The sequence below is a fragment of the Streptomyces aidingensis genome, from assembly GCF_900112355.1.
GTDB lineage: Bacteria > Actinomycetota > Actinomycetes > Streptomycetales > Streptomycetaceae > Streptomyces > Streptomyces aidingensis.
Map to the genome: position 1 here is coordinate 1 of NZ_FOLM01000024.1, position 12,436 is coordinate 12,436.

The 12,436-nt window shown below is 72.6% G+C and carries 11 protein-coding genes and 1 pseudogene; 6 read left to right on the forward strand and 6 right to left on the reverse strand.

The window, feature by feature from the left end; translation table 11 throughout:
* Positions 1 to 258, forward strand: a pseudogene (locus BM242_RS26400) (glycoside hydrolase family 11 protein); the annotation flags it as partial.
* An 80-nt stretch (positions 259 to 338) separates the two neighbouring features.
* On the opposite strand, the gene BM242_RS26405 reads toward BM242_RS26400, so the two are convergent.
* From BM242_RS26405 to BM242_RS26415, 3 genes are all read right to left on the reverse strand, one after another.
* Positions 339 to 1,247, reverse strand: coding sequence for a carbohydrate ABC transporter permease (locus BM242_RS26405; RefSeq protein WP_093841466.1), 909 nt, complete (start codon positions 1,245 to 1,247; stop codon positions 339 to 341).
* Positions 1,247 to 2,158, reverse strand: a complete 912-nt coding sequence (locus BM242_RS26410) for a carbohydrate ABC transporter permease (protein ID WP_093841467.1) — start codon at positions 2,156 to 2,158, stop codon at positions 1,247 to 1,249. Before BM242_RS26410 ends, BM242_RS26405 begins: the two co-directional genes overlap by 1 nt.
* A 140-nt stretch (positions 2,159 to 2,298) precedes the next feature.
* Positions 2,299 to 3,591 (reverse strand): ABC transporter substrate-binding protein, encoded by a 1,293-nt coding sequence (locus BM242_RS26415; RefSeq protein WP_093841468.1) that lies wholly within the window; start codon positions 3,589 to 3,591, stop codon positions 2,299 to 2,301.
* A gap of 319 nt (positions 3,592 to 3,910) precedes the next feature.
* Between BM242_RS26415 and BM242_RS26420 the strand changes: the two genes are divergently transcribed.
* From BM242_RS26420 to BM242_RS26435, 4 genes are all read left to right on the forward strand, one after another.
* Positions 3,911 to 5,029: an ROK family transcriptional regulator gene (locus tag BM242_RS26420; RefSeq protein ID WP_245834543.1), complete on the forward strand. Its 1,119-nt coding sequence runs from the start codon at positions 3,911 to 3,913 to the stop codon at positions 5,027 to 5,029.
* A complete protein-coding gene (locus BM242_RS26425; RefSeq protein ID WP_093841470.1) occupies positions 5,026 to 6,132 on the forward strand; it encodes a substrate-binding domain-containing protein in 1,107 nt (368 codons plus the stop codon). The genes BM242_RS26420 and BM242_RS26425 overlap by 4 nt, the downstream gene beginning before the upstream one ends.
* 92 nt (positions 6,133 to 6,224) lie before the next feature.
* Entirely contained in the window at positions 6,225 to 6,965 is a 741-nt protein-coding gene (locus tag BM242_RS26430; protein ID WP_175541593.1) for an ATP-binding cassette domain-containing protein, read from the forward strand.
* A complete protein-coding gene (locus tag BM242_RS26435; RefSeq protein WP_093841471.1) occupies positions 6,962 to 8,200 on the forward strand; it encodes a sugar ABC transporter permease in 1,239 nt (412 codons plus the stop codon). Before BM242_RS26430 ends, BM242_RS26435 begins: the two co-directional genes overlap by 4 nt.
* Positions 8,201 to 8,226: 26 nt before the next feature.
* Here BM242_RS26435 and BM242_RS26440 read toward each other — a convergent pair whose 3' ends face one another.
* Positions 8,227 to 10,029, reverse strand: a complete 1,803-nt coding sequence (locus BM242_RS26440; protein WP_093841472.1) for a serine/threonine protein kinase — start codon at positions 10,027 to 10,029, stop codon at positions 8,227 to 8,229.
* 171 nt (positions 10,030 to 10,200) lie between these two features.
* The gene (locus BM242_RS26445) at positions 10,201 to 10,566 is read right to left on the reverse strand and encodes a PH domain-containing protein (RefSeq protein ID WP_093841473.1); all 366 of its coding nucleotides are present in this window, start codon (positions 10,564 to 10,566) and stop codon (positions 10,201 to 10,203) included.
* Between the two features lie 127 nt (positions 10,567 to 10,693).
* Between BM242_RS26445 and BM242_RS26450 the strand changes: the two genes are divergently transcribed.
* Positions 10,694 to 11,317: an esterase-like activity of phytase family protein gene (locus BM242_RS26450; RefSeq protein ID WP_245834544.1), complete on the forward strand. Its 624-nt coding sequence runs from the start codon at positions 10,694 to 10,696 to the stop codon at positions 11,315 to 11,317.
* Here the strand turns inward: BM242_RS26450 and BM242_RS26455 are convergent.
* Positions 11,305 to 12,225 carry an SDR family NAD(P)-dependent oxidoreductase gene (locus tag BM242_RS26455; RefSeq protein WP_093841474.1) on the reverse strand — a complete coding sequence of 307 codons (921 nt, stop codon included), beginning with the start codon at positions 12,223 to 12,225 and terminating at the stop codon, positions 11,305 to 11,307. The genes BM242_RS26450 and BM242_RS26455 overlap by 13 nt on opposite strands.
* Positions 12,226 to 12,436 lie beyond the last annotated feature (211 nt).

The following is a 12,436-nucleotide window of genomic DNA, read 5'->3' on the forward strand; positions in this document are numbered from 1 at the left end:
ACCGCGACCCTCTCCGCGGGCTCCCAGTGGAGCGACCGCTACAACCTGAACGTCTCGGTCTCCGGCTCCAGCAACTGGACCGTGACCATGAACGTCCCGTCCCCGGCCACCATCATCGCCACCTGGAACACCCAGGCCACCTGGCCGAGTTCACAGGTGATGGTCGCCAGGCCGAACGGCAACGGCAACAACTTCGGCGTCACCATCAGGCACAACGGCAACTGGACCTGGCCAACGGTGTCCTGCAGCGCCGGATAGCGCGGCCCCCCACCTGCACGACACCGCACCCCCGTGGCGCGGCGGCCCAGCCGGCCGCCGCGCCACGGCTCTTTCCGCGATCAGCTCTTGACGGAGCCGGACATCAGGCCGCCGATGAAGTACTTGCCCAGGATGATGTAGACCACCAGGGTCGGCAGCGAGGCGAACAGGGCCCCCGCCATGGAGACGCCGTAGTTCTGCAGCAGCGCGCCGTTGGCGAGGTTGTTCAGCGCCAGCGTCACCGGGCCGTTCTGGCTGGAGGAGAAGAACACCGCGAACAGGAAGTCGTTCCAGGCCGAGGTGAACTGCCAGATCAGGACGACGACAAAGCTGGGCACGGAGATCGGGAGGATGACCGACCAGTAGGTGCGGAGCATGCCGGCGCCGTCGATCCGGGCGGCTTCCACCAGCTCGTGCGGAACGGTCTGGTAGTAGTTCCGGAAGATCAGCGTGGTGATCGGGATGCCGAAGACCACGTGCAGCAGGATCAGGGTGGGCACCCCGCTGGGGAGTTCCAGGTCCAGCACCAGCTCATTCAGCGGGATGATCACCGCCTGGTAGGGGATGAACATCCCGAACAGGATGAGGGTGAAGACCAGATTGGCGCCCCGGAAGGACCAGCGGGAGAGCACAAAGCCGTTGACCGAGCCCAGCAGCGCCGCGATCAGCGCCGAGGGGATCACCATCTGGAGGGTCCGCCAGATGGCCGGGGAGAGGGTGGTCCAGGCGGTGTCCCAGTTGTCCAGCGTCCACTCGGTCGGCAGCGACCAGGCGCGGGCCGGCGAGGCGTCGCCGGGGCCCTTGAAGCTGGTGACCAGCAGGACATAGACGGGGATCAGGACGATGAGCAGGAAAAGGAGGAGGGCCGCGTAGCGCAGGGTGCGGGCCACGGGGAAACCGCCGGTGCGGCGGGGCCGGGCGTGTGCCGGTCCGGACGGAGCGCCGGTGGGCCGCGAAGCCGGGACCGCCTCGGTGGGAAGCGCGGTCATCACTTCTCCTTGCGATTCGTGCGGACGAGATAGGGCACGACCACCAGGGCCACGAGCACCAGCAGGATCGAGCCGACCGCGGCGGCGTTCGCGTAGTCGAAGCTCGACTTGAACACATACATGTCGACGGCCGGGACCTTGGTCTGGTAGTTCGCCGGCTTCGAGATCGACATGATCAGGTCGAAGGACTTCAGCGACATGTGGCCGATGATGATGAGGGCCGACAGCGCGATCGGGGAGAGCTGCGGGAAGAGCACATGGCGGTAGAGCTGCCAGGTGGTGGCCCCGTCGACGCGGGCGGCCTCGCGCAGTTCGTCGGGGATGCCGCGGAAGCCCGCCAGGAACAGGGCCATGACATAGCCGGACAACTGCCAGATGGCGGGGATGGCGATCGCGGTGATGCCGTAGTCGACGTTGTTCCACCAGTTGTTCTGGAGGAAGTCGAGCCCGATCATCTGGAAGAGGCGGTTGAGCCCGGTGGCGCTCTGGTCCTGGTTGGAGTTGAGCAGCCAGCGCCACACCACACCGGAGGCCACGAAGGACACGGCCATCGGGAAGAGGTAGACGGAACGGAAGATCCCCTCCCCCTTCATCGGCCGTTCCAGCAGCCAGGCCCAGAGGAAGCCCATCAGCATGGTGCCGCCGAGGAAGACCCCGGTGTAGAGGAAGAGGTTCTTCAGCGAGTGCTGGAACGCCTCGCTGCCGAGCAGGTCGAAGTAGTTGTCCAGCCATACGGTGCCGGCCGGTGCCTGCCCGGTGGCCTGGCCCGCGGTGTGCACATCGCTGAGCGAGGTCTTGAAGTTCGCGCCGATCAGCCCGTAGACGAAGATGCCCACGAGGATCAGCGAGGGCGCGATCAGCAGCAGCGGCGCCCCGGCCTTCCGGCCGGCTTTCTTGGCGGTCTTGATCATCGAAATCTCCCTGGAGCGCCGCGGCGCGCCGCCGGCGGGGTGGGGCCGGCGGCGGCGCGCCGCGGTCGGGTCCGGTCCGGGACCGGGCCCCGGGTTTCTGGCCGGGTCCGGGGCCGGTTCGGCGGGCTCGCTCCGTCGGGTCAGCTCGTGGCCGCCGCGGCGGAGGCGAGTTCGGACTGGAATGTTCCGATGTCGGAGGCGCCGGCGGTGAACTTGCTGGTGGCGTCCGAGACGGCGTTCAGCACGGCCACCGGGGCCGCCGCGCCGTGCGCCAGGGAGGAGACGATGGTGTCCTGGCCGAAGGACTCGATGGCCGTCTGCTGGTAGGCGGAGAACTCGGCCGGGTCGGCGTCCACGCGGGCCGGGATGGAGCCCTTGGCCTTGTTGAACGCGGTCTGGCCTTCGAGCGAGCCCACGGTCTCCAGCCAGTTGCGGGCACCGTCCGGGTGCGGGGCGCCCTCGGGCAGGGTGAAGGAGTCGGCGAGGAAGTCGAAGACCCCGTCCGTGCCCGGGACCGGGAAGGCGGTGAAGTCGGTGCCCAGTTCCTTGCCCTGCTCCTCGAACGCGGCCACCGCCCAGTCGCCCATCACATTGAAGGCGGCGTTGCCGTCGATGACCATCTGGGTGGCCTCGGGCCAGTCCAGACCGTCCCGGTCACCGTTGGTGTAGCTCATGGCCTGCTCGAAGTTCTCCAGCGCCTCGGTGACCTCGGGGCCGTTCCAGTCGGTCTCGCCCTCCCACAGGCCGGTGTAGGCGTCCGCGCCGAGGGTGGAGAGCAGGATGGTCTCCAGCAGGTGGACCTGGGTCCAGGCGGTGGCCACCGACAGCGGGGTGACGCCCGCCTCCTGAAGGACGTCCAGGTCGGCGAACCACTCGTCCAGGTCCGCATAGGTCTTGTCCGGGTCTATCCCGTTCTCCTCCAGCACGGCCGGGTTGGCCCACACCACGTTGGCGCGGTGGATGTTGGAGGGGATGGAGTAGATCTTGCCGTCGTGGGTCAGCCGCTCGATCAGGTCGGCCGGGAACGCCTCGCGCAGGTCGAAGGCGTCGTACAGCAGCGACACGTCCTGGAGCTGGCCCGCGTTGATGTAGTCCAGCAGCTCCATGCCGGCGTGCGCCTGGAAGGTGTCCGGCGGGTCGTTGGCCTGGAGACGGGACTGGAGAAGGTCCTTGGCCGCGGAACCGGCCCCGCCGGCCACGGCGCCGTTGACGAACTTGGTCTCCGGGTGCTGCTCCTCGAAGACGTTCACCAGAGCGTCCAGGCCCGCCTTCTCCGAGCCGGCCGCCCACCAGGTGAAGACCTCGACCTCGGCGGCGGAACCGCCGCCGCCGCCATCGCCGCCGTCATCGGAGTCGCCGCCGCAGGCGGCGAGCGTCAGACCGGCGATGACGGCGCCCGCCACCACCGCGTTCGTTCTGCGATTGAAACGCATTCGTATCCCTACGCCTTCGTTGCCGTATCTGGTGGTCGGTGCGCGTGGGGAGTCACGCACCGGCCGGAAGCGCCGTGCTGCGCCCGTCCGCGGCCCATCAAAGGCCCGGCCATGGTTGAAGTCAAGAAGTAAATTCAAAGTGACATCCAACCGTGCCTTACGGTCGGGTCCTGTATTCAACCCTGCGGTGATGCCACATCTCGCCCGATCCGGATTCAGAGCGCTTGCGAGACCAGGCGGTATCCTGACCGCTGTGCGCGCTGACCGGGTGACCCCGGGTTCGCAGACTTCACTACGTGAGGCCAACCGAGCCCGGATCGTGAGCGCCGTCCAGCGGCGTGGGTCGCTCACGCAGATCGAGCTGGCCGGCGTCACCGGCCTGTCCCCGGCCACCGTCTCCAACATCGTCAAAGAACTCACCGCGGCCGGCGTGCTGCACACCTCGCCCTCCACCCGCAGCGGCCGGCGCGCCCTGCTGGTCACCCTGGCCCGCAACCTCGGCCTGGTCGCCGGGGTGCACTTCGGCAGCCGCTCGCTGCGGGTGGCGCTGGCCGACGCCTCCATGCAGGTGCTGGCCGACCAGCGGATGCCGCTCGCCCCCGACCACCGGGCCGACGCCGGACTGCGCCGCGCCGCCATGCTGGTCGGCGAGATGGTCGAGTCGGTGGACGCCCGCCCCGAGGAACTGCTCGCCGTCGGGGTCTGCCTGCCCGCGCCGGTGGACCGCCGCAGCGGCCGGATCACCACGGTCGGCATGCTGCGCGGCTGGGACGGGGTGGCCGTGCCCGAGGTGATCGGCGAGGAACTGGACGCCCCGGTGACCGTGGACAACGACGCCAACCTCGGCGCCCTGGCCGAAGCCCGGTTCGGGGCCGGCGCCGGCCGCGAGAACCTGGCCTATCTGCGGGTCTCGCACGGGGTCGGCGGCGGACTGGTCCTCGGCGGCCGGCTGATGCACGGCCGGGCGGGCGGCGCCGGCGAGATCGGGCATGTGACGATCGACGAGAACGGGCCGATCTGCCGCTGCGGCAACCGCGGCTGCCTGGAGACCTATGTCGGCGCCCCGGCACTGCTGGGCATGCTGGCCGCCAGCCACGGACACCTCACACTGCGCGATGTGATCACCCGGGCCAAGGAGGGCGACCCCGGCTGCCGCCGGGTGCTCTCCGACACCGGGCAGCACCTGGGCGTGGCCGCGGCCAACCTGTGCAATCTGGTGGATCCGGAACTGGTGGTGATCGGCGGCCAGTTGGCGGACGCCGGGGAGATCCTGCTGGGCCCGATGCGGAACGTGGTCGCACAGCGCACCATGCCCAGCACCGCCGGACCGGTGGAAGTGACGGCCGCCGAGCTGGGCTCGGCGGCCGAGGTGCGCGGCGCGCTCGCCGTCGCCATGGACACCGCCCGCCTCAGCGGCGGCCTGGGGGTGAACGTATGACCCGGCCGGAACGCCGCCGCACGGTCCGCGCCGCCGCGGCGCTGGCCGCGGTGGCCGCGCTCGCCCTGGGCGGGGCGGCCTGCGGGGCCGCGGCGGGCGGCGGCGAGGACTCCGAGGGCGCCATCGCGCTGCTGCTGCCGGAGGTGAAGACGGCCCGCTACGAGAGCGCCGACCGGCCGGCGTTCACCGGCCTCGTGGAGCGCCGCTGCCCGGACTGCGAGGTGTACTACGCCAACGCCGACCAGGACGCCGCCCTCCAGCAGCAGCAGGCCGAATCCATGCTCGCGCGCGGCGCCGATGTGCTCGTGCTGGACGCCGTGGACGCGGTCGCCGCGGTCAGCATCGTGCAGGAGGCGCAGCGCTACGGCGTCCCGGTGATCGCCTACGACCGCTTCATCGCCGACCCCGACGTGGACTACTACGTCTCCTTCGACAGCGAGCTGATCGGCTATCTCCAGGGCACCGCCCTGGTGGCCGCGCTGAAGGAGCGGGCGCCGCGCACCGGCGGAGAGCCACCCGGCATACTCCTCGTCCACGGTTCCCCGACCGACCCCAACTCCGCGGAGCTCGCCGCCGGGGTCGCCCGTGCGCTCGACGGAGAGGACATCGAGGTGCTCGCCGAGTACGACACGCCCGACTGGAGCCCGGACAAGGCCACCGACTGGGTGGAGAGCCAGCTCACCCAGTACGCGGGCCGGGTCGACGGCGTCTACGCCGCCAACGACGCCATCGCGGGCGGCGCCATCGCCGCCATGAAGGCCGCCGGGGTCGAGCCGCTGCCGCCGGTCACCGGCCAGGACGGCGAACTGGCCGCGGTGCAGCGGATCATCTCCGGCGACCAGTACATGACCGTCTACAAGGCCGCCACCGAGCAGGCCCGCACCGCCGCCGAACTGGCCGTGCGGGTGCTGCGCGGCGAGTCGCCGCGCACCACCGCGGTGATCGACGGCGTGCCCAGCCTGCTGCTCGCCCCCCGCGCGGTGGGCGTGAACGACGTCGAGCGGGTGATCGTGGACGGCGGTGTCCACTCGGTGGACCAGATCTGCACCCGCTACTACGAGGCCGCCTGCGCCGAGGCCGGCCTGGAGGAGGTGACCCCGTGACCCGGCCCCAGCCCCACTCTCAGCCCGAGCCCCGGTCCGGGTCCCGGTCCGGGGCCGCGGCCCCGCCCCCGGCCGCCGCGCTGCCCGGCGCGGTGCTGTCGCTGCGCGGGATCAGCAAGAACTTCGGCGGCGTGCGCGCGCTGTCCGACGTCAGCCTGGACGTCCGCCCGCACGAGGTGCTGGCCGTGGTCGGCGACAACGGCGCCGGCAAGTCCACCCTGGCCGGGGTGATCGCCGGGGCCTACCGGCCGGACGCCGGACAGCTGCTGCTGGACGGCCGTCCCGTGGTGCTCGGCTCCCCGGCCGTGGCCCGCAGCCTGGGCATCGCCGCCGTCTTCCAGGACCTGGCCCTGTGCCACAACCTCGACGTGGTGGAGAACCTCTTCCTCGCCCACGAGCCCACCCGCGGCGGCTTTCTGGACGAGGTCGCCATGGAACGCAAGGCCTGGGAACTGCTCGGCCAGCTCGGCACCAGCGTGCCCTCGGTACGGCTGCCGGTGCGCGAGCTGTCCGGCGGCCAGCGTCAGGTGGTGGCGGTGGCCCGGGCGCTGCTCGGCTCGCCCCGGGTGGTGGTGCTGGACGAGCCGACCGCCGCGCTCGGCATCCGGCAGACCGCCGAGGTGCTCAATCTGGTGGAGCGGCTGCGCGAACGCGGTCACGCGGTGGTGCTGATCAGTCACCAGGCGGCGGACCTGCAAGCGGTCGCCGACCGCTTCGTGGTGCTGCGCCTGGGCCGGGTCGGCGGAGAGCTTGACGCCGCCAGCGTCGGGTACGAGGATCTGCTCGCCGCGATGACCGGAGCGAGCCGGCCCGGCGGCAGGAAGCCCCGATGACGCCCGTCCCCGCACCGCCCTCCTCCCGCGCCCCGTACCCCGCCGCGTCCGCGTTCGACAGCGACGCGCCCTTCGCGCGGCTGCCCCGGCTGCTGCGCCGGCTGCCCGACCGCGAGCTCGGCATGCTGCCGATCATCGGCGCGCTGGTGCTGATCTGGGCCGTGTTCGGGATCATCAACCCGGCCTTTCTCTCCGCCGAGAACCTGGTCAATCTCACCCTGCAGTCCGCCCCGACCGGGGTGATCGCGCTGGGCGTGGTGCTGGTGCTGCTGGCCGGGCAGATCGATCTGTCGGTCGGCTCGGTCAGCGGACTGGCCGCCTCGGTGGTGGCGGTCACCACCGTGCTGTGGGAGTGGCCGATCGGGCTGGGCATCGTGCTGGCCCTGTCGGTGGGCGTGGTGGTCGGCCTCACCTACGGCCTGCTGGCCACCCGGCTCGGCCTGCCCAGTTTTGTGCTCACCCTGGCCGGGCTGATGGTGCTGGCCGGGGTCCAGTTGCGGGTGCTGGGGTCCCGCGGCTCCATCAATCTGCCCTTTGAATCCTGGCTGGTGGACTTCGCCCAGCAGGGCTTCCTCTCCCCGGCGGCGGCCTGGTCGCTGGTGGCGGCGGTGATCGCGGTGGTGGCGGCGGTGCAGCTGCTGGAACGCTCCCGGCGGGCCCGCGCCGAGCTGCCGCGGGCGAGCCTGGCCCGGGTGCTGCTGCGGGTCGGCGGGCTGGCGGCGCTGCTCGGCGGCACCGTCGCCTATCTGGGCACGGCCCGCGGCATCGGCTACCCGGTGGTGCTGTTCCTGTCGCTGGTCGCGATCGTGGACGTGCTGCTGCGCCGCACCCGGTGGGGGCGCAGCGTGCGGGCGGTGGGCGGCGACCGCCGCTCGGCCATGCTGGCCGGGGTGGCGGTGCGGCGGGTGACGGTGTCCTGCTTTGTGGCGTGCTCCACCTTCGCCGCCCTGGGCGGGGTGCTGGCGGCCGGCCGGCTGGCCGCGGCCAACCAGGGCACCGGGGGCGCCGAGACCTATCTCACCGCCATCGCCGCGGCGGTGATCGGCGGCACCAGCCTGTTCGGCGGGCGGGGCAGCGCCTGGTCGGCGCTGACCGGGGTGCTGGTCATCACCTCGATCTCCAGCGGCCTGACGCTGCTGAACCTGGACACCGCCTCCCGCTACATCGTCACCGGGCTGGTGCTGGTGCTGGCGCTGACCGCGGACACCCTGCTGCGCGCCCCGCGCTCCCGCTGACCGGCGCCGCCGCCGGGCGGACGCTCTCAGTCGCCGGTGCGGTGCAGGGGGATCGGCGGGTCTTCGCTCTTGGGGTAGACGGTGGTGCCGAGTACCGTGTCCGGATCGTCCTCGTCCAGGGTGATCTCGTGCACATTGCCGGTCTGGCAGCCGGTGACGAACGGATTCTCCTGGTCGGTGTTCCGGCTGGAGGTGCCCTCCAGCCGGATCGAGCCGTCGTCGATCTCGATCAGCTTGACGGTCTCGGTGCAGCCCAGGTTCCAGCCGGTCAGCACCTCCGTGGCATTGGTCACCAGGGTGCCGACATGCTCGTCGAGGCCGCCCGGGTCCAGGGTGAGGGTGACGGTGACCTCACCGTCGATGTCCGAGCGGTCGGGCACCTCGGCGGAGCCTTCCCAGGTGCCGATGTACTGCTCCGGCAGGGCCTCCGGGTCCTGCTCCTGCTCCTTCTCCTCGTTCTTCTCGTCCGCCCCGTTCTCCTCGTTCGCCCCGTCTTCCTTGTGCGCCTCCTTCTCCCCCTCGTCCCCGGCCGTGCCCCCGGTGTTCTCCCCCCGGTTGTCCAGCAGCACCCAGCCGCCCACCAGGACCAGGGCGGTGGCCAGCACCGCGCCCACCACCGCCGGCACGGTCCGCGACGAGCGGCGCGGCACCGGGTAGGGCGAGACCGGCGGATACGGCGTGGCCGGCGTACCGGCCGCGCCGAAGCCGCCCCCCACCGGAGGCGGCGGGGTGGCCGGGCCGCCGGGCGCATACGGGTTGCCGGTGTGCGGCACGGCGGCGTGCGGCTGGGTGGGCGGCGGCGGTGACGGCGGCCCGGCCGCGGCGGCGGTGGGCGCGGCCGTCGGCGGATGGGCGGGCGGTCGCGGGGTGCTCGCCGAGGGGACCGCGGGCTGTGCCCCGGGCCGAGCGGGCGCGGCACCGCCGCTCTGGTTCAGCCGGGCCGGCAGCTCCTCGGCCCGCCGGCGGTGGTCCTCGCGCAGCGTCTCCGGCAGCGCCCGGACCCACCGGCCGCCGCCGGCCGTCCGGCCGGCGGCCAGCGCGGACGCGGCGGGCCGGGCGCCCGGCTCCTTGGCCAGCAGCGGCTCCACCAGCGGGCGCAGCACCTCCGGCAGGCCGGTCAGCACCGGCGGCTCGTGGATCACCCGGTAGAGCAGGGTGGCGGTGGCCGGGGACTCGCCGGTGTGCTGGAAGGGGCCGTGCCCGGTGGCGGCGAACACCAGCAGCGCGCCCAGCGCGAACACATCGGCCGCCGGGGAGAGTTCCCGGGCCCCGGCGACCTGTTCGGGCGCCAGATATCCGGGCGAGCCGATCATGCCGCCGGTGTGCGTGACCGGGGAATCGTCCAGGGCCCGGGCGATGCCGAAGTCGATGAGCTGCGGGCGCTGCGGCCCCAGCAGCACATTCGACGGTTTCAGATCCCGGTGGACCAGGCCCTCGGCATGCACCGCGGCCAGCGCCGCGATCAGCTCGGCGGCCAGCTCGGTGACCGCCTCCGGGGCCAGCGGGCCGGCGTGCAGCACCCACTCCTCCAGCGAGGGCGCGGGCACATACTCGGTGGCCAGCCACTGCTGGCCGTCGCCGCGGCTCCAGTCCACCACCGGCACGGTCCAGGGACTGCGCACCCGGTCGGCGTTGCGTATCTCCCGTTCGAAACGCAGCCGGAAGCCGGGATCGCCGGTGCGCTCGGCAAGGATGGTCTTCAGGGCCAGCGCCCGGCCGCCCGGCGTACGGGCCAGATAGACCCGGCCCATGCCGCCCGCGCCGAGCCGGCCCAGCAGGACATAGCCGCCGATGGCCCGCGGATCCTCCGCGTGCAGTGACTCCACCACGCCGTTCCCCCCTTGTGCCGCCGCTGCCGCCAGGCTCAGGGTACGGCAGCGCCCCGGCTCCGGAACGCCCCGCGACAAGGGCGGACTTCGGCCCGCCGCAGCCGCGCCGCGCACCCGGTGGCGAGGACGCCATCCGGCCCCCGGACGGTTTCGGTGCCGTGCGGCCGGCGGCTACCGGATGGCGAAGTGCGCCAGGATCGCCTGCACCTCGTAGATGTCCACACCCTTGGTGAAGGTCTTCTCGACCGGGACATTGCTGCCGGAGAGCCAGATCTTCAGCTCCGAGTCGAGATCCATGTGCCCGGAGGTCTCCACCGCGAAATGCGAGATGGACCGGTAGGGGATGGAGTGGTACTCGGTCTTCCGGCCGGTGACACCCTGCTTGTCGATCAGGATCAGCCGGCGGTCGGTGAACAGGATCATGTCCCGGATGAGCTGATAGGCGGCCTGCACCTGCTCGCCCTGGACCAGTATCCGCGCGTACTCGTGCTGCGCCGCCGCCGGATCGACCGCATGCGCGTTCCCGAACAGTGCCATCGCCGCTCACCCCTCCGCTCCCGGCCCGTGCACCCGGCCGCTGCCCCTCCCGGCACTGTAACCCGCCCCGCCGGCACGGCGGGCGCCGCCGGCTTCAGCGGCCGCGCCCTCGGCGGCGCCGGCCGCCGTGGCCGTCGCCGTGGCCGCCGGCCTGGGCGGCTGGTGGCTGGCCGGCTCGGGGAACGAGGACCGCGCCTGCTCCCCCGAGGTGTCCCTGGTGGACTACTCGGACGCCCTGGACAAGGTCGGCCACGGCGGGCGGCCGGTGGCCGGGCTGTCCGCCATGGCGTTCACCGGCCCGGGACGGGCGCTGATCCTCGCGGACAAGACCCCGGTGGTGTACGAGGTCGGCCTCGGCGGCACCGGCCGGGAACTGGCACCGGAGATCACCGACTCGACCGCCCTGCGGGACACCGGCGGGGTGCCGCTGCGCCTCTACGCGCTCTCCCTCGCCGAAGCCCCGGACGTCTCCGGCGTGGCCTCGCTCTACGGCGCGCCCCCGGACGTATTCCCGCACAAGCGGCTGCCGGCCGACATCGCGGACTGCCCGTCCCTGGGGGCCACCGCCCGGGAACCGCAGCCCAACCCGCTGCTGGACACCATCGAGGGCATGACACCGGGCGGGGCCGTCGCCGACGGGGCGGACGCCGGCCGCCGGCTGCTCCATCTGGTCTCGGACGACAACGCCGGCAGCCATCAGACCACCCGCCTGTACGCCCTGGCCGTGGACCTGCCGGATCAGACCGGGTAGCGCACCCCGGTCAGCTCCTCGGACACCGTCCACAGGCGGCGCTGGAGGTCCCGGTCGCGGGACCGGGCGCTGGAGCCGACCGGGACAGGGCGGCCCCGGGCCTGGAAGGGACCGGACGGGCCGTAGAAGTCACCGCCACGGACGTGCGGGTCGGTGGCGGCGCGCAGGGTGGCGAGCGCGCCCCGGGCCGCGCTCTGGCCGAGCAGCGGGCCCAGCGCGCGGACGGCCGCCCGCAGCGCCGCGGGGGAGTAGCGGATGAGTTCGGTGGCGGCGATGCCGGGGTGGGCGGCCACCGCCGTCGTGGGGACGCCCGCGGCGTCGAGGCGGCGCTGGAGCTCATGGGTGAACATCAGATTGGCCAGCTTGGACTGGCCGTAGGCGGCCACCCGGTCGTAGGACCGCTCCCCGTGCAGATCCTCGAAGCGGATCCGGGCCCGGATGCGGTGGCCCATGCTGCTGACCGTCACCACGCGGGAGCCGGGGACCGGCAGCAGGCTCTCCAGCAGCAGACCCGTGAGCGCGAAGTGCCCCAGATGGTTGGTGCCGAACTGGAGCTCGAAGCCGTCCCGGGTGAGCGTCCTCGGGGTGTACATCACCCCGGCGTTGTTGATCAGCAGATCGAGCCGCGGGTGCGCCGCCCGGAGTTCGTCCGCGGCCCGGCGCACCGAGGCCAGCTCCGAGAGATCCAGCCGCTGCACGGTGACCTGCGCGCCGGGCGCGGTCCCCGCGATCCGCTCGGCGGCCCGCTTGCCCTTCTCGGCGTCCCGCACCGCCAGCACCACCGAGGCGCCGCGGGCGGCGAGGACCCGCGCCGTCTCCAGGCCCAGGCCGGTGTTCGCCCCGGTGACCACGGCGGTCCGGCCGTGCTGCGGCGGCACCTGGGCCTCGGTCCACTTCCGCTCCGCCATGCTGCCCGCTCCTTCCGCTCTCTCCGCCCCCTCTGCCGCGTCCGCTCCCTCCGCGTGCCCGGCCCCGCCGCGGCCCTGCCCAACGATCCGCCGCCGGCCGAGGTCACCCCCTTCACCCCCTTCACCCCTGCACCGGCTTCACCGGTTCCGGGCACAACCCGGCGGTGCGGTGGGTAGGTTGACCGGTGGTGCCGTGGGGAGCGAGCCGGAA

Bases quoted from the DNA above. Each gene is read 5' to 3' on its own strand.
- BM242_RS26405 (WP_093841466.1), bottom strand. From the start codon at position 1,247: ATGACCGCGCTTCCCACCGAGGCGGTCCCGGCTTCGCGGCCCACCGGC.
- BM242_RS26410 (WP_093841467.1), bottom strand. From the start codon at position 2,158: ATGATCAAGACCGCCAAGAAAGCCGGCCGGAAGGCCGGGGCGCCGCTG.
- BM242_RS26415 (WP_093841468.1), bottom strand. From the start codon at position 3,591: ATGCGTTTCAATCGCAGAACGAACGCGGTGGTGGCGGGCGCCGTCATC.
- BM242_RS26425 (WP_093841470.1), top strand. From the start codon at position 5,026: ATGACCCGGCCGGAACGCCGCCGCACGGTCCGCGCCGCCGCGGCGCTG.
- BM242_RS26435 (WP_093841471.1), top strand. From the start codon at position 6,962: ATGACGCCCGTCCCCGCACCGCCCTCCTCCCGCGCCCCGTACCCCGCC.
- BM242_RS26445 (WP_093841473.1), bottom strand. From the start codon at position 10,566: ATGGCACTGTTCGGGAACGCGCATGCGGTCGATCCGGCGGCGGCGCAG.
- BM242_RS26455 (WP_093841474.1), bottom strand. From the start codon at position 12,225: ATGGCGGAGCGGAAGTGGACCGAGGCCCAGGTGCCGCCGCAGCACGGC.